This is a genomic window from Pseudomonas sp. NPDC087697, assembly GCF_044743155.1.
Classification (GTDB): domain Bacteria; phylum Pseudomonadota; class Gammaproteobacteria; order Pseudomonadales; family Pseudomonadaceae; genus Aquipseudomonas.
The window spans coordinates 1-16,880 of sequence record NZ_JBIUVW010000026.1; the positions used below are offsets into that span (position 1 = coordinate 1).

Annotated in this window: 13 protein-coding genes; 1 reads left to right on the forward strand and 12 read right to left on the reverse strand. The window is 60.1% G+C overall.

The features are described 5' to 3' along the window. Window positions 1–224: 224 nt before the first annotated feature. Window positions 225–593 (reverse strand): DUF6124 family protein, encoded by a 369-nt coding sequence (locus tag ACIPIN_RS17815; RefSeq protein ID WP_401120586.1) that lies wholly within the window; start codon window positions 591–593, stop codon window positions 225–227. Between the two features lie 163 nt (window positions 594–756). Then, a complete protein-coding gene (locus ACIPIN_RS17820; RefSeq protein ID WP_401120588.1) occupies window positions 757–1,896 on the reverse strand; it encodes a sensor histidine kinase in 1,140 nt (379 codons plus the stop codon). Between the two features lie 249 nt (window positions 1,897–2,145). On the opposite strand from ACIPIN_RS17820, the gene ACIPIN_RS17825 reads away from it, so the two are divergent. Next, window positions 2,146–7,428, forward strand: coding sequence for an NEL-type E3 ubiquitin ligase domain-containing protein (locus ACIPIN_RS17825; RefSeq protein WP_401120589.1), 5,283 nt, complete (start codon window positions 2,146–2,148; stop codon window positions 7,426–7,428). Window positions 7,429–7,971: 543 nt separating this feature from the next. On the opposite strand, the gene ureC is transcribed toward ACIPIN_RS17825, so the two are convergent. From ureC to urtB, 10 genes are all read right to left on the reverse strand, one after another. Next, window positions 7,972–9,672, reverse strand: coding sequence for an urease subunit alpha (gene ureC, locus ACIPIN_RS17830; protein WP_401120590.1), 1,701 nt, complete (start codon window positions 9,670–9,672; stop codon window positions 7,972–7,974). 156 nt (window positions 9,673–9,828) lie between these two features. Next, window positions 9,829–10,137: an urease subunit beta gene (locus ACIPIN_RS17835; RefSeq protein WP_401120591.1), complete on the reverse strand. Its 309-nt coding sequence runs from the start codon at window positions 10,135–10,137 to the stop codon at window positions 9,829–9,831. Beyond that, a complete protein-coding gene (locus ACIPIN_RS17840; RefSeq protein ID WP_401120593.1) occupies window positions 10,134–10,667 on the reverse strand; it encodes a GNAT family N-acetyltransferase in 534 nt (177 codons plus the stop codon). Before ACIPIN_RS17840 ends, ACIPIN_RS17835 begins: the two co-directional genes overlap by 4 nt. Window positions 10,668–10,673: 6 nt before the next feature. Next, complete coding sequence (locus ACIPIN_RS17845) at window positions 10,674–11,207, reverse strand: GNAT family N-acetyltransferase (RefSeq protein WP_401120595.1); 534 nt, start codon at window positions 11,205–11,207, stop codon at window positions 10,674–10,676. 9 nt (window positions 11,208–11,216) lie between these two features. Continuing rightward, on the reverse strand, window positions 11,217–11,519 hold the full coding sequence (gene ureA, locus ACIPIN_RS17850; RefSeq protein ID WP_401120596.1) for an urease subunit gamma: 303 nt from the start codon (window positions 11,517–11,519) through the stop codon (window positions 11,217–11,219). A gap of 204 nt (window positions 11,520–11,723) precedes the next feature. Continuing rightward, the gene (locus tag ACIPIN_RS17855; RefSeq protein ID WP_401120598.1) at window positions 11,724–12,563 is read right to left on the reverse strand and encodes an urease accessory protein UreD; all 840 of its coding nucleotides are present in this window, start codon (window positions 12,561–12,563) and stop codon (window positions 11,724–11,726) included. Between the two features lie 30 nt (window positions 12,564–12,593). Continuing rightward, a complete protein-coding gene (urtE, locus tag ACIPIN_RS17860; protein WP_401120599.1) occupies window positions 12,594–13,292 on the reverse strand; it encodes an urea ABC transporter ATP-binding subunit UrtE in 699 nt (232 codons plus the stop codon). A gap of 133 nt (window positions 13,293–13,425) precedes the next feature. Then, window positions 13,426–14,298 carry an urea ABC transporter ATP-binding protein UrtD gene (gene urtD / locus ACIPIN_RS17865; protein WP_401120600.1) on the reverse strand — a complete coding sequence of 291 codons (873 nt, stop codon included), beginning with the start codon at window positions 14,296–14,298 and terminating at the stop codon, window positions 13,426–13,428. Next, window positions 14,295–15,374, reverse strand: a complete 1,080-nt coding sequence (gene urtC, locus ACIPIN_RS17870; RefSeq protein WP_401120602.1) for an urea ABC transporter permease subunit UrtC — start codon at window positions 15,372–15,374, stop codon at window positions 14,295–14,297. The genes urtD and urtC overlap by 4 nt, the downstream gene beginning before the upstream one ends. Then, entirely contained in the window at window positions 15,374–16,876 is a 1,503-nt protein-coding gene (urtB, locus tag ACIPIN_RS17875; protein ID WP_401120603.1) for an urea ABC transporter permease subunit UrtB, read from the reverse strand. The genes urtC and urtB overlap by 1 nt, the downstream gene beginning before the upstream one ends. Window positions 16,877–16,880: the final 4 nt, after the last annotated feature.

Genomic DNA, 16,880 nt, shown 5'->3' on the forward strand with positions numbered 1-16,880 from the left:
GGGTGGATCAAGATCAACAGCGGCAGGCGAGCTAACGCTCGGCCTGTTGAGTGGTGAAGGAGCGCCGCTGGTGATGATCTTCGTAGGAGCTGCCGAAGGCTGCGATCTTTTGATCCTGGCGGCCTGACAGCCGGCCTGAGTGCTGGGGCGTGTGCGGCTTTGGAGGCTGATGTACATCAATTAAAACTGTGGGCCGGGCCGGGCGGCCCTCCCACAGTCCAGTGTTACGGCGCCTCTGGCTGATCGAAACTATCCAGCGCTCGATTCACCAGCAGTTCCCCCAACGAGATCATCTGCTGAATCGCCAGCGCCACATGCCGGCGTGTGCCTTCGAGTTCGAACGCCAGGTCGCTGGCCATCACATTGACTGCCGCCAGGGTTTCCGAGGCGTGAGCCAACAGGGTTTCGTTGTCCAGGTCGGGGAGCACCGTAAAAATGTTGGACGGACGTTTGTCGGGCAGGTTGGCTTGGGGGAAGGCGGGTCGCAGGTAATGATCCAGCGCCCGTTCGGCGGCGTCGTGGAGTTTTTTTGAGTCAGTGGTGGCGTAGGGAGAGGTGCTTGGGGTTTCAGGGGGATTGGTGACTTTGTGCATAGTGACGCTCCATTTGCGCCGTTTACTCATCGGGTTTCCAAGCCCGGCCGCTGCATGGGCAGCGACCCTTGGAGGTTAGTGATCGGCCTTCCCACCCGCAACCGTCAAAACGCGTCGGACAATTCCCGGCTGGCGCTCAACCTTTAAACATCGCCGACCGTCGCTATGAAACCACCCGCGACACCCTCGGCAACACCACGCTGAACGTCGTGCCCTCGGCCTCGCTGGAGCTGACTTCGATCGTGCCCTGATGCGCATCCACCACTTGTTTGACGATGAACAAGCCCAACCCAAGGCTGGTGGAATGACCGGCAAGTTCTTCGCTGGCGCTGCGCACCAGCGGGTCGAAAATCGTCGGCAGTGCGTCGGCGGGAATCGGGTCGCCATGGTTGTGCATGGTCAGCGTCACCTGATCGATTTCTCCCATGATGCTCAGGGTCACCGGACGGTGATTGGCACCGTGCTGCAGGGCGTTGCCGATAAGGTTTTGCAGCAGTTGGTCGAGGCGCGTGCGGTCCCAGACGCCGTGGGTGTCGCCCTCGACAATCAACTGTGAATGACAGTCCGGCTGCCCGGCGCCGGCCTCGTTCAACGCGGCTTTTGCGGCGCTGGCCAGGTCCATCGGTGCGGGCTCGATCGGCAGGCTATTGCCCAATCGGCTGCGCACCAGTTCCAGCAAGTCGTTCACCATCGCCGCCATGTGCCGGGCGCTGCTTTTGATGCTCGTCACGTAGCGTTCGGCTTCGGCGTCCAGCTTGGCCTTGCGCATCAGCATCTCGGTGGACATGTTCACCGCTTGCAAAGGTGCGCGCAGGTCATGACCCAGAATGGCCAGGAAGATGTCTCGTGAGCGATTGACTTGCTCGGCGTAGGCCGCGGTGGATTCAGCCAGGGCTTCGTCGATGGCTTCGTTGAAGCGGATCATGTCCTGCAGGTACGCCATGTTCGGCGACTCCAGGCTGTTGACCCACAGGCGAATCACGCTGGCGCGCAAATGGCGGAACTCAGAGGTCATCTGTACCAGATCAAACCCCACGTTGTGGCGAAGCTCGCCATGGCTGGCCGCGGCCTTGTCCAGGCTTGGGGTTTTTTCCGGGCCTTCGCCCCTGGCCTTGGCCGCTTGTTCACGGGCGGTCTGGATGGTCTGCATGTCACGGGAAGCGGCCAGCAGGATCGACTTGGCGTGGTCACGCAAGAGTGCCCGGTCCATGGATTCAGGCTCAGGGGCGATGGATTGGGCGAACTGTTCCCATTCATCGACGATGCGATCGACGTGTTGCACGATGAATTCAGCTAAACGCATGGTCGAGGATCTCGGGCAGTGAGCACTGGAAGTGCTTGCATCATAACGCCATGGTGCAGGGCTAAAACAGCGTGTAACGAGCACATAAGACCAACGGAAAACAGTGGTGTTATATATATAGTTTCGGCCCTTTAATGTTCGAACTATCAGCCTGTTTTTATGGGCTGTGCCGAGCAGGTTTTTAGTCTTTTATTTTATCAGGCGCGGCTTAAGCTGAAGATTCTTATGGCTCTCTTTGGTTGTTACATAATGTCTGAATTAAATCGGTTGGAAGTTGTGGCGGGGAGAACTATTACTCTGCCGGAAGATAAAGGTGTTCATTATGAGCGTGTTGTTCAAGCGCTGCCGACAGCCATAAAAGAAGTACTGTCGGCCCGGCTGTCATTACTGGTCGGGTCCAGCGTGACCACACTGCCGGATTGGTATCTGAAGGCTTCCGAGAGTCAGCAGCGGTACCTCAAGGAACTCATTGAGGATCGCTGGCGATTACAGGGGCACGTGGACGGCCCACTGGAAAACCTGCAGCAGGACATCAAGGCGTTCGCCAAGCGTTTGTTCTCATCGTTGATCAAGTCGAATTTCAATACCGATGAGGACGTCAGCACACTGACACTGAAACTGTATGTCCGGGACACCATCATCTTCGGCATCGACCGCGGCGCCAGCCGCCTGCGCGAGTCGACGCTATTGGACGCGGCGCTGCATAACTTTGAAGAACCCGAAACCGCCGCCGATTATTTTGCCAGCGGCTCAGGCGTGTACCGCACTGACGTCAGAGGGGAACTGGGCCTTATACCGGCAATGACCGTCAGTAAAATAGCCACGTTGTGCCGTCAGCTGGACGTTGGCGCGCAGTATCAGACCCATATCAAAAGCATACTGTTGCCAGCAGACCCGAGCGCAAGGCTCGCACTGGAACAGGCGGCAGTCGCCAGCGAAAAAGCGGCTTTCAAGCTGGACGCACTGATTGCTTACTTGAAAGAAGACATCAGTTCATATACGTACGGAAAACTCCGGGACGTACGCGATAACAAACGGGATATCGTGTTTCATGATCGGCCGTTGCACTGGCACCGGTTGTCGCTGATGGGGTTCAGGCTGCACGGCATCGTGTTGTTCAGCGCGTTGAGCGAGCCTTCAAAAATCGAGGAGGCGGTTAACGAGTTGACACCGGACACGCTCAAATTCTGGCTCGATTGGTCGCAACGCGTACCGGCGTTGTCGGGTGATCTGTACGAGCGCTTCAAACTGCTGCAATCGTTTTTTGCCAATGGCCCGAGCGGTGTCAGTGAAGAGATGCTGCGCCGGGATGATATCTATCAGCAAAGTCATTTGAGTGGCCCGGTGATTGCCTACGTCCCGGAGGATCCGTTGCACCCGCTCAAAGAGTACGACTCCCTGGCGGACTTCATGAAGGAACTGATCAGCCAGTTGCGACAGTCGGACTATCAGGAATTCTTCAGCCGTTTTGTGGCGCAAAAAGACAAGGGCAGATTCTTCGCCCGGGTCAACGAGCGTCTGACGCAGATCACCTGGCAGCAGCGCGAGCCGCTGGATATGGGGCCGTGGTGGCGGGAAAGCGCGGTCGAGAATCCCAATGCAGAGCCCATCACCAACCTGATGGAGGGGGATCTGTGGCAAAGCCTTTACCGCGACAAGCGCGACAAGGCCATTAGCGACGCGCGAGCCATTGCGGTGCCGACCGGTGATGAAAATGCCACGACGCGCTGGAAGCGCCTGACCAGTTATCTGGATATTGGCTGGAACATTTTCAACTTTGGCGCGATGTTGGTGCCGGGTCTGGGCGAAGCGATGCTGGGCCTGATGGTGGCGCAGATGGCCGCCGAGCTGCTGGAGGGCATCGAGGACTGGAGCAAGGGCGACAAGGAGGAGGCTTCGGCGCACTTGACCGGCGTCATGATCAATTTTGCCCAGCTGGCCTTGATGGGCGCCGGGCATGTATTGCCGGGCGGTGCAGCGCTCGCCGTCAAGCCGAGTCCGCTGATCGACAGCCTCAAACCGGTGGAGCTTGCCAACGGCAAAACCCGGCTCTGGAAGTCGGACCTTGGGCCGTATGAACATCCGGTCACCCTGCCTGCCGACACCAAGGCCAACCGCCTGGGCCTCTATCAGCACAACAACCAGCAGTGGCTGCGGCTGGAGGACAAGCACTATCAAGTGCGCCAGGACCCGGTCACCGGGCAGCATCGTCTCCAGCACCCGCAACGGCCCACGGCCTACCAACCGCGCGTGGAACACAACGGTGCCGGAGCCTGGAAGACAGAAATCGAGCAGCCCATGACGTGGGATGCAAACCGGGTCACGCGGCGCCTGGGCCACTCGCTGGACAAGGCTTCCGATGCAACCCTGGCCAAGTTCCGCCGAGTGAGCGGGGTTGACGAAAACCTGCTCCGTCGACTGCACGTCGAACACGAAACCCCGCCCGCGCTGGTGATGGATGCCGTGACGCGTTTCGATGCCTATGCCGATGCGGAAAGACTCCCTGAGCACATCCTGGATAACCGGGTTCCAGAAGAGATGATCGGCTATCTGCCGGCAACCATGGTCGAAGTGCCTCGTTGGCCAGAATCCAGAGCCCTGGAAGTGTTCGACGGCGACGATTATGCGGGAGCTTCTTTCAAGCACGGCAACGTCATGGCCGCTGAGCCGATGACCCTCAAGATCACTCGCGCCGAGCTCGTGGCCGGGAAACTGCCTGAGCGGGTGATTGAATCCCTGAGCCCGAGCGAAATTCGCGAGATGCTCGGCGAACAGGTTGGCAGTGACACACCCTCGCGCGTCGATGCGTTGCGCAGTCGATTGGCCATGCAGGCGCGAAAGCAAAAAAAGCGCTTGTTCGAATCCCTGTATAAAACCCGCGATGTTTCCACCAACCCTAACGTGCACTTGCTGAAGACTGACTACTCAGAATTGCCGAGCAACGTTGCGCAGGAGCTGCTGGACAACGCCGAGCCAGGCGACTTGCAACACTTGGCCGAAAAAAAACGCATTCCCCTGCGTTTGCGCCAACAGGCGCGCCGGCTGCAAGCACGGGTGCAACTGAACCGCGCTTACGAAGGCCTGTATTTTGAGGAGCTTGCTACCGCTGACACCCGCAGGCTTGAGCTGGGTACATTGGCCGCGTTGCCAGGATGGTCCGCGGACGTGCGGATGGAAATTCGCCTGTTTGGTTTTGAAGGGGATTTGCAAGCCAGCGTGGGACCCGTGAATGCCCCCATCCGCAAAGTGCTGGTGCTGGATGAGGAGGGCCGTTTCAATGCGCGGGACGCCGATAATCAGGATCTGCACGGGGCCGACGATTTATACGCTTCGGTACTTCATGCCTTGCCGGACACCGAACGCAACGCCTTGGGTTACAACATTTACGAAGGCGCGCGCCTCAAAGACGCCGTGCTGCGTTCCCCCTTGAGCCATGACCAGCTTGAACCGATCCTGCTGGAGAACCCGGTTCGCAAACCGTTCCACGACCCGACGACAGCTAAATTGCTCGGGGGCATGGACGGCTATCGCTACGCGCCCGGAGAGCCAAACGCGCGATATCGTGCCCGCAGTCTGTATCCCAACTTCACCGAGACCGAACTGGATGAGCTGGTGCAGCGTTTCTCCCAGAGCGGGCTATCGTTCGGGGTGCAGATCGATGCGCTTGAACTCGAGTTCGATCAGTTGTGCAGGAGTTTGACCCGCTGGGTGAATTCGCCGACCCAAGACTTCCGTTTCGGCCTCAGCGGTGTCGGAGAGTGGAATGCCAGAAATCAATTGGCTAAAAAAATCAGGCAATGCTGGCAGCGCTCGGGTCCGAGGCACCTGGACGGCTACGGTAAGGTGATCGGGCAGGCACTGGACCTGACTGACTTCCCGCTCAACCTGCACTTCGCAGGGATGCCAACGCTTGAGGCGAACTTTGACCATGTCACGCACCTGAGGTTACGCAACACCGGTTTGTCCAATGCCGAACAAGCGTTTCTTCAGCCGTTTCGCAAAGCGCGAGCCCTGGATCTTGCACATAACCGGATGACGAGGTTGCCGCCGATCATCGCCGAGATGCCGAACCTCAATTACCTTGACCTAGAGAGAAACGGGTTGGTGTTGAGGCCCGCGGACGTCGAACTGCTGAAGAATCGCACGTTGATGCAATCCCTGAACCTGAGCCGTAACCCGCTGGGATTGCTGCCGGACATCAGTCGTATGCGGGGCCTGCTGACGCTTATTCTCAATGAGACAGGCGTCAGCACTTGGCCACCGGGATTATTTGCTGTGCTGCGACCCCGGCATATTTACCTGGACCTGCAACGCAATGTGCTGACCCAGATACCGCTAGTCCAGCCGGGGCTCTCAAGTGCCGAGTTGTTGGCGCGTACGTTACTGAGTCGCGAGCCTCAATGGATGTCGGCTGAAAACCTGGAACTGCTCAAGGAATACATTCGGTCGGTGGGCATGGACCCTGATCGCCCGTACCCGCCACGGGGCCCGCGTGACAGCATTGAATGGGAAGAAGGGCTGACTCGTGATCAGTGGGCGGCGAAGCAAAACACCTGGTACGCCGTTGAAGATGAGCTGAACTCATTCGCGTTTTTCAATGAACTAAGAGTGCTCACCCAGTCGGCTGATTTCAAGGCGACCACGGCCTATCGCGCCGATTTGACGGCCAAGGTGTGGCGCATGCTCGACGCCATGGCCGAGAACGCTGAGCTGCGTACTCGATTCTTTGCCGAAGCCGTCGCGCGGACCCGATGTGTCGATGGCGCGACTCAGCTGTTCAACCTGTTGGGGGTCGAGGTACTCGTTCACGAGGCGTACGAGTTGGGTAATGTCGGTCTTATCGAAGCCGAACTGGTGGAACTGGCCAAGGGCAAAACGCGGCTGGATGAGCTGGAGCGAATCGCTCGCGGTCACATCAGTGCCCGTGAGGCGACCGGAGAGGAATTTCTGCATGTTGACGCGGCGGGCGATCTCACAGGCAGCATTGATGAAGTCGAAGTTCACCTGGCGTTCATGACAGACCTGGCGCAACGACTCGACCTGCCTTGGCAGGCACGGGGCATGCAATTTCGCCAGATAGCGGGTGTCACCAGCGAAATGATCGAGGAGGCCTACCAGAGAATTCTGAAGCTGGAGGAGGGCGACCTGCTGCGCGATGCGATCGCCGAGCAGCCTTTCTGGCAATTCTATGTCGAGCGTTACAACCGGGTGCGGCTCAGGGCGCTGGATCGCGAGGTCGAGGCGATCACCGAGTTCAAGGACGTGCTGGAAGATCGCACTGATGTCGCGCAGTTGACGCTGGCGCAAAGAGAGCGTTTGAAGGAGCAGGTCAAGGTATTGGCCGCCGAACTCGGCAAGTCGGAAAGCGACTTTGTGCCGGGCCAGGTCATGACCGATGAGGCATACGCGGTGGAACTGGCTCGGATAAAAATCGAGCGAGACACCTTGCTCAAGCAATTGACCCAGGAAGCGATGGACCGGGCAAAACTGCAGAGGGTTGAAATCCCGTTTACGGTCGAAGCCAATCGCTGACCGATTGAACAATCGCCCCTCGATGCTGGCTTGATCCTTGGCATCGAGGGGCACTGAATTTTTTCTGCATCATCAAGGAACTACCCCATGACCGCGTTGCAAGGAAGCAACGATACCGATCGCTTGAGTCAAACAACGGCTGAAGAACACGATCAAAACGGAAATCATCAAAGACGCCATTGCGCAGTGGCTGATCGATGCGTGGCCGGCCAGACGTACAGCCTTTCGCGGCGCGTCTACGTCCCTACCGGACTGGTACAAAAACGCCTTCACCGAGCAGCGTAAACACCGGTGTGGTTCTGGGAGCCGGTTGTCCTGGGCAGTGTATTAACTGGGTACATGGCGTTCGTCACCATCGAAGCCCATAGAGCCGACGTAAAAGAAGTCATCCTTTTCAGATTGAAGAGGCCACATTGGTCGAATCGCTGACCCGTGCGGAGTTGGCCGAATTTCCGCTCTGAGCGGTACGCCGATGAACAAAGCCCCGTTGCTGCGAGTGGTTGCTCGCGCCCACGGGGCTTTTTTGTTTTGCAGGCCCTGGCTTCAGAACAGGAAATAACGCTGTGCCATCGGCAGCACGTCAGCCGGCTCACACCACAGCAACACACCGTCGGCCTTGACCTGATAGGTCTGCGGATCGACATCGATATTCGGCAGGTAATCGTTGTGGATCAGGTCGGTTTTCTGCACCTCGCGGCAACCTTTGACCACGGCGATTTTCTTTTTCAGCCCCAGTGCTTCGGGTAGGCCCGCCTTCTGCGCCGCCTGGCTGATGAAGGTCAGGCTGGTGGCGTGCAGCGAGCCACCGTAACTGGCGAACATCGGACGGTAATGCACCGGTTGCGGTGTCGGGATCGACGCGTTGGCGTCACCCATCAGGCTGGCGGCAATCGCGCCGCCCTTGAGGATCAGCGTCGGTTTCACGCCGAAAAATGCCGGGCGCCAGAGCACCAGATCGGCCCATTTACCCACTTCGATCGAGCCCACTTCATGGCTGATGCCATGGGTGATCGCCGGATTGATGGTGTATTTGGCGATGTAGCGTTTGGCGCGGAAGTTGTCGTTGCCCTCGCCATCACCTGCCAGTGGGCCGCGCTGTTTTTTCATCTTGTCGGCGGTCTGCCAGGTGCGCGTAATGACTTCACCGACGCGGCCCATGGCCTGGCTGTCGGAGCTGATCATCGAGAATGCGCCGAGGTCGTGAAGGATGTCTTCGGCGGCAATGGTTTCGCGGCGGATGCGGCTTTCGGCGAAGGCGACGTCTTCGGCGATGCTCGGGTCCAGGTGGTGGCAGACCATCAGCATGTCGAGGTGTTCGTCGATGGTGTTGCGGGTGAATGGTCGGGTCGGGTTGGTCGAGCTCGGCAGCACGTTGGCGAAACCGCAGGCCTTGATGATGTCCGGCGCGTGACCGCCACCGGCACCTTCGGTGTGGTAGGTGTGGATGGTCCGCCCCTTGAAGGCGGCGAGGGTGGTTTCGACGAAGCCCGATTCGTTGAGGGTGTCGGTGTGAATCGCCACTTGCACGTCGAACTGGTCGGCCACGTTCAGGCAGTTGTCGATGCTCGCGGGCGTGGTGCCCCAGTCTTCGTGCAACTTGAGGCCGATGGCGCCGGCCTTGACCTGTTCGATCAACGGCTCCGGCAGGCTGGCGTTGCCCTTGCCGGTGAGGCCGATGTTCATCGGGAAGGCGTCTGCCGCCTGAAGCATCCGCGCCAGGTGCCAAGGGCCGGAGGTGCAGGTGGTGGCGTTGGTGCCTGTCGCCGGTCCTGTGCCGCCGCCGATCATGGTGGTGACGCCGCTCATCAGCGCTTCTTCGATCTGCTGCGGGCAGATGAAGTGGATATGTGTGTCGATGCCGCCTGCGGTGAGGATCATGCCTTCGCCGGCGATCACTTCAGTGCTGGCGCCGACCGCGATGGTCACGTTCGGCTGGATGTCCGGGTTGCCGGCTTTGCCGATAGCCGCAATACGCCCATCCTTGAGGCCGACGTCGGCTTTGACGATGCCCCAATGATCGATGATCAGCGCGTTGGTGATTAGCGTGTCGACAACTTCGGCAGCCAGCAATTGGCTTTGGCCCTGGCCGTCGCGGATGACTTTGCCGCCGCCGAATTTCACTTCTTCGCCGTAGGTGGTGAAATCCTTTTCGACTTCGATCCACAGCTCGGTGTCGGCCAGGCGGACCTTGTCACCGACGGTGGGGCCGAACATGTCGACGTAGGCTTGTCTTGAGATTTTCATGGGCATGCCTTGAGATTCAATTGTATGTGGGACCGCTCGCGTAGCTCGCTATCGCAGCCTGCGGCAGCTCCTATGGGGTGTTCACACGAGATTACGGTTGCCCGCGGCTGTTGTAGGAGCTGCCGCAGGCTGCGATCTTTTGGGGCACCACCGGTTTCAATCGAGGTCGCCCATGATCCTGCCGGCAAACCCGAACACCCGGCGATGTCCGGCCAGGTCCACCAGCTCGACTTCGCGGCGCTGTCCCGGTTCGAAGCGCACGGCGGTGCCGGCCGGGATGTTCAGGCGCATGCCACGGCTGGCGGCACGGTCGAAGGTCAGGGCGTCGTTGGTTTCGAAAAAGTGGTAATGCGAGCCCACCTGAATCGGCCGGTCGCCGCTGTTGGCCACGGTCAGGCTCAGGGTGCGACGGCCGGTGTTGAGCTCGATATCGCCGGGCTGGATATGATATTCGCCAGGAATCATTCGGGTTGTCCCAGAGTCTTGAAGTAAATGGCGGTCGGGGTGTAACGGCCGTCCGGGCTTTGGCAGTAGTTGGGCAGCTCACCGACGCGGGTGTAGCCCAAGGACTGATAGAACACTTCGGCCGCTGAGCCGGCTTCGGTGTCGAGGTACAGCAGGCCGCGTTGTTTCTGGCGTGCGGTCTGCTCCAGAGCCTCCATCAGCTGTTGGCCGAGGCCCCTTCGCCGCGCCTCATGGAGCACCTGCAGCTTTTGCACTTCGGCACGATTGCGACCGTTGGCTTTCTGGCACAGGCCCAGTTGCACGCTGGCCAGTACCTTTTCATCTTGAACCACCACCCACAGCAACAGGCTGCCGTCCTCAAGGCCGGCCTGCACACTGTTGATGTAGGCGCGGGCCTGGTCCTCATCAATGTCGGCCATGAAGCCGATTGATGCGCCATGCTTCACGGCGTCGAACAGCAGATCGATCAACCCCAGACGGTAGTGCGCAAAGCTCTCGGCGTTCACGCGTCGCAGTTGGGCAGTGTTCATGGTGTATCACTCCTTGTTGGCGACAGGCGGCTCCGCGCCCGGGTTTAGGGTCAGCTGCATGAAGGTCAGGTCGAGCCAGCGACCGAACTTGGTGCCCACTTGCGGCATTTGCCCGGTGGTGATGAAACCGACCCGTTCGTGCAAGCGAATCGAGGCGGAGTTACCGCTTTCGATGGCGGCGACCATCACGTGTTTATTGCAGCCCTTGGCGCGCTCGATCAGCGCGTCCATCAGCTGTGGGCCAAGGCCATTGCCGCGTTGATCGCTGCGCACGTACACCGAATGTTCGACGGTGTGGCGGAAACCGTCGAACGGCCGCCAGTCGCCAAACGAAGCGTAGCCGAGCACATTGTTGTCGGCGTCGACGATCACCAGAACAGGATAGCCCTGGGATTGCCGCGCGCTGAACCAGGCCTGGCGGTTACCGAGGTCCACGGCCTGTTCGTTCCAGATCGCCGTCGTGTTGAGGACGGCGTCGTTGTAGATGTCGCGGATCGCCGGCAGGTCGGCATGCACGGCATCACGGATGTGATAAGTCATGGCGCGGCCTCAGACGATGGGTTGATGGACGGTGACCAGTTTGGTGCCGTCGGGAAAGGTCGCTTCAACCTGGATCTCCGGGATCATTTCCGGGATGCCTTCCATCACTTGTTCGCGTCTCAGCAGGGTGGTGCCGTAGTGCATCAGTTCGGCCACGGTCTGGCCGTCACGCGCACCTTCGAGCAGTGCAGCGGAAATGTAGGCCATGGCTTCCGGGTAGTTGAGTTTCACGCCGCGCGCCAAACGCCGCTCGGCCACGAGGCCGGCGGTGAAGATCAGCAGCTTGTCTTTTTCGCGTGGGGTCAGGTCCATCGTTTGAAATCCGTGTTGGGCAGTTTAAAAAAGAATGAGCGACTCGGTTCCTGTAGCAGCTGGCGCAGCCTGCGTTCGGCTGCGCAGCAGTCGTGATCTGCCTGACGCGGTATGCCTGACAAAACGCATTGGCAGGTTTTACGACTGCTTCGCAGCCGAACGCAGGCTGCGCCAGCTGCTACGGTGATCGTGTGCGCAGTCATGTCAGGTGCTCCAGATTCGGGGCGGGACAGCTTCGCGCCCCAGCAGTGCCGGGCGCAGCAGTTTCCACAAATCGATCAACCAACCGCGGGCCAGCAACGCCTCGCTGGCCAGGCAGCGGGCCACCAGCAGACCCGGTAACTGAGTCAGGTCACCACGCACCGGGTTGGGTAACGAACGGCAGATTTCCAGCAATTCGCTGTCGATTTCTCCGGTCACCAGTAACGTCGCAAACACCGGCTGCCCATCCAACCCGATCGGCGAATCAAGCAAACCGTCATCCCCGACAATGCGCTGGCGTTCGTGCCAGAGCAACTGGCCGTCACGGCGGATTTCCAGTTGTGATTGAAAATACCCGCGCTCGAAACGTTCGCCACTGGCCGGACGACCCAGCGCTACGACGTCCCAATAGAACAGTCGAGCATCGCCTTCAAGGTCGATCAAGGTAAGGAGTTCAGCCTGGGCGGCGCTGAAGACGATGGTTTCTTGCGGCAGCCACTCCAGCGTGGCGCCGGCCGCGACGTTCAAATCGAGCTGCTGGTAGGCTGGCCCGGCGGCGCGATACCACTTGGCAGCGCCGGGGCTGGTCAGCTGTGCCCAGGCGCCAGCACCGACACTGGTGCTGATGTCCAGCCGATCACCACCGGCAATTCCGCCGGGCGGGTGGACGATGATGTGCTGGCACACCTCGGGGCCTTCGGCGTAAAGGTGTTTTTGCACCCGCAGCGGGCCCTTGTGGCGGCGCTGGACCGGGCGCGTGCTGTCGCCGAATCGGGCGTAGCCGAGTTCCAGCTCGGCGTGCCAGCTGGGGGTAAACAGGGCAGTGAAGACAGGTAAATTCATAGTTTCTAATTATCGTCAGGACGCTTCAGACTAGATCGTAACCAGCCCGCGCACACCCTCGGCTTCCATATTTTCTCCGCAGCCTTGCTGAACGATCTCGCCCCGGGACATCACCAGGTACTGATCGGCCAGTTCGGCGGCGAAATCGTAGAACTGCTCGACCAACAGGATCGCCATGTCGCCACGGGCCGCGAGCTTTTTGATCACCGCGCCAATCTCCTTGATCACCGACGGCTGAATGCCTTCGGTAGGCTCATCGAGAATCAACAAACGTGGTCGACTGGCCAGCGCTCGGCCGATGGCCAACTGTTGTTGCTGGCCGCCCGACAAGTCGCCACCGCGACGCTGCTTCATTTGCAGCAGCACCGGGAACAGCTCGTAGATGAACGCCGGGACTTCCCTGGCCTCTTTGGCGCCAAAACGAGAAAGCCCCATCAGCAGGTTTTCTTCCACCGTCAGCCGACCGAAAATCTCCCGGCCTTGCGGCACGTAAGCAATGCCGGCGTGAACCCGTTGATGCGGTTTGAGCGAGGTGATTGGTTTGCCTTCCCAGTTCACCACGCCTTCTTTAGCGGGCAGCAGGCCCATCAGGCATTTGAGCAGGGTGGTCTTGCCGACGCCGTTTCGCCCGAGCAGGCAGGTGACTTCACCGACCTTCACCTCAAAGCTCAGGCCCCGCAGAATGTGGCTACCGCCGTAGTATTGGTGCAGTTTGTCGACTTGCAGCATCTTCAAATTCCTTCTCAGTCCCCTGTGGGAGCGGGCTTGCTCGCGAAAGCGGACTCGCATTCAACATCTGAGTCGCCTGACACACCGTATTCGCGAGCAAGCCCGCTCCCACATAAAGCAGATCCCACGGAACTCAGCGGCCGAGATACACCTCGATAACCCGCTCGTTATCCTGCACCTGTGCAAGCGACCCTTCGGCCAGCACGCTGCCCTGGTGCAACACCGTGACATGGTCGGCAATCGAGCCGACGAAGCCCATGTCGTGTTCCACCACCATCAGCGAATGCTTGCCGGCCAGGCTCTTGAACAGCTCGGCGGTGAATTCGGTTTCGGCGTCGGTCATGCCCGCCACCGGTTCATCGAGCAGCAGCAGTTGCGGGTCTTGCATCAGTAACATGCCGATTTCCAGAAACTGCTTCTGCCCGTGCGACAGAAGGCCAGCCGGGCGATTGACCGAGCTGGTCAGGCGAATGGTCTCCAGCACCTCGCTGATGCGGTCTCTTTGTTCGCCATTGAGTTTCGCCCGCAGGCTGGCCCACACCGACTTGTCGGTTTTCTGCGCCAGCTCAAGGTTTTCGAACACGCTCAAGGCTTCGAATACCGTCGGCTTCTGGAACTTGCGGCCGATCCCGGCCTGGGCGATCTGCACTTCACTCATCTGCGTCAAGTCCAGGGTTTCACCGAACCAGGCCTTGCCGTGGCTGGGCCGGGTCTTGCCGGTAATCACGTCCATCAGCGTGGTTTTGCCCGCGCCGTTGGGGCCGATGATGCAGCGCAGTTCGCCGACACCGATGTACAGATTCAGCGCGTTGAGTGCCTTGAAACCATCGAAACTGACGCTGATGTCCTCAAGCGTAAGGATGGTGCCGTGGCGGGTGTTCAGGCCTGGACCGGCCCTCTGCCCAAGGCCGATGGCATCGCGGCTGCTGCCGGCATCCTTGTTGGGCTCCAATGGCGGAAAAAAGACCGGTTCGAGCATGAATTCGGCCGTCGCAGTGGTTCTCATTGCTCACCTCTTTTCTTCAGCAAACCGATCACGCCTTTGGGCAGGTACAGGGTCACGACGATGAACAGCGCGCCGAGGAAGAACAGCCAGTATTCGGGAAAGGCCACGGTGAACCAGCTCTTCATGCCATTCACTACGCCCGCGCCGAGCAGCGGCCCGATCAATGTGCCGCGCCCGCCGAGTGCGACCCACACGGCGGCTTCGATGGAGTTGGTCGGCGACATTTCGCTGGGGTTGATGATTCCGACTTGAGGCACGTAAAGCGCACCGGCCAGACCGCACAACACCGCGCTCAAGACCCAGACAAACAGCTTGAAACCGCGTGGGTCGTAGCCGCAGAACATCAGCCGGTTTTCCGCGTCACGCAGGGCGGTCAATACCCGGCCGAACTTGCTTTGCGCCAGGCGCCAGCCGATGAACAGGCTGGTCACCAGCAACAGCACGGTGGCGACGAACAACACCGCGCGAGTGCCCGGCTCGGTGATGCCGAACCCCAGAATCGTGCGGAAATTGGTGAAGCCGTTGTTGCCGCCAAACCCGGTTTCGTTGCGGAAAAACAGCAGCATCCCGGCGAAGGTCAGGGCCTGGGTCATGATCGAGAAGTACACGCCCTTGATCCGCGAACGGAAGGCGAAGAAGCCGAACACCAACGCCAGCAAACCCGGTGCCAGCACCACCAGGCACATCGCCCAGATAAAGCTGCTGGTGCCGGTCCAGTACCACGGCAGTTCGGTCCACGAGAGGAAGGTCATGAACGCCGGCAGGTCATCGCCCGAAGCCTGGCGCATCAGGTACATGCCCATGGCATAGCCGCCGAGGGCGAAGAACAGGCCATGACCGAGAGACAGAAGACCGGCGTAACCCCAGACCAGATCCAGGGCCAGGGCAACGATGGCGTAGCAGAGAATTTTGCCCACCAGCGTCAGGGTGTAGGCGGATACATGCAGCGGGTTGTCTGGCGACAACAGCGAAAGCAGCGGCAGCGCAAGCAGCAGCGCGAGAATCACCGCGCCCACCGCTATCGTGACTTTGGGGCCGGCCTTTTGCGTGGCCGTGAGCATCAGGGGCTGGTTCATCAGTCGATCACCCGTCCTTTGAGTGCGAAGAGTCCTTGCGGGCGTTTCTGAATGAACAGAATGATCAGCGCGAGGATCAGGATCTTGCCGAGTACGGCACCGATTTGTGGTTCAAGGATCTTGTTGGCGATGCCCAGCCCGAACGCGGCGAGCACGCTGCCGGCCAGTTGGCCAACGCCGCCGAGCACCACCACCAGGAACGAGTCGATGATGTAGCTCTGGCCGAGATCCGGGCCGACGTTGCCGACCTGACTCAGGGCCACGCCGCCAAGCCCGGCGATGCCCGAGCCGAGCCCAAAGGCGAGCATGTCGACGCGCCCGGTGGGCACGCCACAGCAGGCGGCCATGTTGCGGTTCTGGGTGACCGCGCGCACGTTCAAGCCGAGTCGGGTCTTGTTCAGCAGCAGCCAGGTCAGTACCACCACACACAGCGCGAACGCGATGATCACGATACGGTTGTACGGCAGCACCAGATTGGGCAATACCTGAATTCCGCCCGAGAGCCAGGCTGGGTTCGCCACTTCGACGTTTTGCGCGCCGAACAGCAATCGGACCAGTTGAATCAGCATCAGGCTGATGCCCCAGGTGGCCAGCAGGGTTTCCAGTGGTCGGCCGTAGAGGTGGCGAATCACCGTGCGCTCCAGCGCCATGCCGATGCCGGCGGTGACAAAAAACGCCACCGGCAACGCCACTAACGGGTAGAACTCGATGGCCTGTGGCAGGAAGCGCTGGAACAGCAACTGCACCACGTAAGTGGAGTAGGCGCCGAGCATCAGCATCTCGCCGTGGGCCATGTTGATCACCCCAAGCAGGCCGAAGGTGATCGCCAAACCGAGGGCCGCCAACAGCAGGATCGACCCCAGGGACATGCCGCTGAAGGCCTGACCGAGCAATTCACCGATCAGCAGTTTGCGTTTGACCTGCACCAGGCTGGTTTCGGCAGCCGTGCGCACCGTGGCATCGGCTTCGACGCCGGGTTCGAGCAAACCTTCGAGGCGGGTGCGGGCCAGTGGGTCGCCGGTTTCACCGAGCAATCGCACAGCCGCCAGGCGTACGGTCGGGTCACTGTCCACCAGTTGCAGGTTAGCCAGCGCCAGGCTCAGGGCAGCGTGAACGCTTTGGTCTTTTTCGCCCGCCAGTTGCTGGTCGAGGAATTTCAACTGCGCCGGTTTGGCGCTTTTTTGCAGTTGTTGTGCGGCGCTCAAGCGCACTTTGGCGTCAGCGGCGAGCAGTTGATGACTGGCCAGCGCAGTGTCGATCAAACCCCGCAGGCGGTTGTTCAGGCGCAGGGCTTTGGTTTCGCCGTCGACGGTCAGCGTTCCCTGTTGCAGGGCGTTGATCAGTTCGATGCGTGCAGGCACGGGCTGCGCGGCCCAGGTTTCCAACAGCCTGGCTTGCTGCACGGGATTGGCCGCGACGAAGTCTTCGGCGTCTCCGGCATGGGCGGCCATCGGCAATAGCAGCGCGATGACGAGGATGAAGCGGTAAAGGGCAGTGGGCATGTCA

What these genes read in the sequence shown, in the direction of transcription:
- ACIPIN_RS17820 (WP_401120588.1), bottom strand. Translation starts at nt 1,896, where the DNA reads ATGCGTTTAGCTGAATTCATCGTGCAACACGTCGATCGCATCGTCGAT.
- urtC (WP_401120602.1), bottom strand. Translation starts at nt 15,374, where the DNA reads ATGAACCAGCCCCTGATGCTCACGGCCACGCAAAAGGCCGGCCCCAAA.
- ACIPIN_RS17845 (WP_401120595.1), bottom strand. Translation starts at nt 11,207, where the DNA reads ATGACTTATCACATCCGTGATGCCGTGCATGCCGACCTGCCGGCGATC.
- ACIPIN_RS17840 (WP_401120593.1), bottom strand. Translation starts at nt 10,667, where the DNA reads ATGAACACTGCCCAACTGCGACGCGTGAACGCCGAGAGCTTTGCGCAC.
- urtE (WP_401120599.1), bottom strand. Translation starts at nt 13,292, where the DNA reads ATGCTGCAAGTCGACAAACTGCACCAATACTACGGCGGTAGCCACATT.
- urtD (WP_401120600.1), bottom strand. Translation starts at nt 14,298, where the DNA reads ATGAGAACCACTGCGACGGCCGAATTCATGCTCGAACCGGTCTTTTTT.
- ureA (WP_401120596.1), bottom strand. Translation starts at nt 11,519, where the DNA reads ATGGACCTGACCCCACGCGAAAAAGACAAGCTGCTGATCTTCACCGCC.
- ACIPIN_RS17825 (WP_401120589.1), top strand. Translation starts at nt 2,146, where the DNA reads ATGTCTGAATTAAATCGGTTGGAAGTTGTGGCGGGGAGAACTATTACT.
- ureC (WP_401120590.1), bottom strand. Translation starts at nt 9,672, where the DNA reads ATGAAAATCTCAAGACAAGCCTACGTCGACATGTTCGGCCCCACCGTC.
- ACIPIN_RS17835 (WP_401120591.1), bottom strand. Translation starts at nt 10,137, where the DNA reads ATGATTCCTGGCGAATATCATATCCAGCCCGGCGATATCGAGCTCAAC.
- ACIPIN_RS17855 (WP_401120598.1), bottom strand. Translation starts at nt 12,563, where the DNA reads ATGAATTTACCTGTCTTCACTGCCCTGTTTACCCCCAGCTGGCACGCC.
- ACIPIN_RS17815 (WP_401120586.1), bottom strand. Translation starts at nt 593, where the DNA reads ATGCACAAAGTCACCAATCCCCCTGAAACCCCAAGCACCTCTCCCTAC.
- urtB (WP_401120603.1), bottom strand. Translation starts at nt 16,876, where the DNA reads ATGCCCACTGCCCTTTACCGCTTCATCCTCGTCATCGCGCTGCTATTG.